At 71.0% G+C, this 1,230-nt stretch carries 1 protein-coding gene and 1 pseudogene; both read right to left on the bottom strand.

What is annotated here, in order from left to right:
* Positions 1–275, bottom strand: a pseudogene (locus tag AC2VON_RS26640) (orotidine-5'-phosphate decarboxylase); the annotation flags it as partial.
* Positions 276–277: 2 nt separating this feature from the next.
* Positions 278–1,230 (bottom strand): ATP-binding protein (locus AC2VON_RS26635; RefSeq protein ID WP_486955457.1); only part of this gene is annotated, 953 nt, incomplete at its 5' end.

The following is a 1,230-nucleotide window of genomic DNA, read 5'->3' as shown; positions in this document are numbered from 1 at the left end:
GCCAGCACCAACACCCCGGCGGCGCGCAGCGCGGCGATGGTGTGCTCCAGCACGGCGTAGCCGGCCGCACCGTGCGCCTCGAAGAACGCCACCTGGGGTTTGACCAGCGCGAACCCGGTGAACGCCGCCACACAGGTGTCGCAGAACGCGGCCAGCCCGTCCGGGCTCACCGGCAGACCCCAGGCCCGCAGCAGTTCGGGGTGCGGGTCGATGCCCAGACACAGCGGCCCGCGCGCCGTCACCGCCGCCGCCAGCCGCGCACCGAACCCGGCCACCATCAGTGCCCGCGCCCGCCGAGTGCGCTGTGCAGTTCCTGCAGCGACCGCACCCCGATATCACCGCGGATTCCGGCCTCGATGCCCTGCACCGCGGCCGCCGCACCCTGCACGGTGGTCACACACGGGATGTTCATCGCCACCGCCGCCGCACGGATCTCATAGCCGTCCACCCGCGGACCGGCGTTGCCGTAGGGGGTGTTGATCACCAGGTCGACCTCGCCGGCTCGGATCGCGTCGACCGCTGATGGAAGCGGCCGGTCGCGGCTGGGCTCCTGGAAAAGCTTGCGCACCACGTCACACGGTATACCGTTGCGGTGCAGCATCTCCGCGGTCCCCTCGGTGGCCAGCACCCGGAATCCCAAGTCCGCCAGCCGCTTCACCGGGAAGACCAGGGACCGCTTGTCGTGGTTGGCCACCGACACGAAGACCGTGCCGTGCACCGGCAGCGAACCGTAGGCGGCGGTCTGACTCTTGGCGAACGCACTGCCGAATTCGCGGTCGATGCCCATCACCTCGCCGGTGGACTTCATCTCCGGGCCCAGCAGCGAGTCGATGCCGGAGCCGTCTTCGCGGCGGAACCGATGGAACGGAAGTACGGCTTCCTTGACCGCGATGGGTGCGTCCGGCCCGACATCGGCGCCGTCACCGGAGGCCGCGAGCAGGCCCTCGGCGCGCAGCGCGGAGATGGAGGCGCCCAGCATGATCCGGGCGCAGGCTTTGGCCAGCGGCACCGCCGTCGCCTTGGACACGAACGGCACGGTGCGACTGGCCCGCGGATTGGCCTCCAGCACGTAGAGCACGTCATCCTTCAGCGCGAACTGCACGTTGAGCAACCCCACCACCCCGACACCGTGCGCGATGGCCTCGGTGGCGCGGCGCACCTGCTCGATGTTCTGGCGGCCCAGCGTCACCGGCGGCAGCGCGCACGCCGAGTCGCCGGAGTGGATGCCGG

Source organism: Mycobacterium sp. TH-M82 (genome assembly GCF_057473605.1).
Note: the sequence above shows the minus strand (reverse complement) of the source record. Positions and strands in the feature narration are given on the sequence as shown.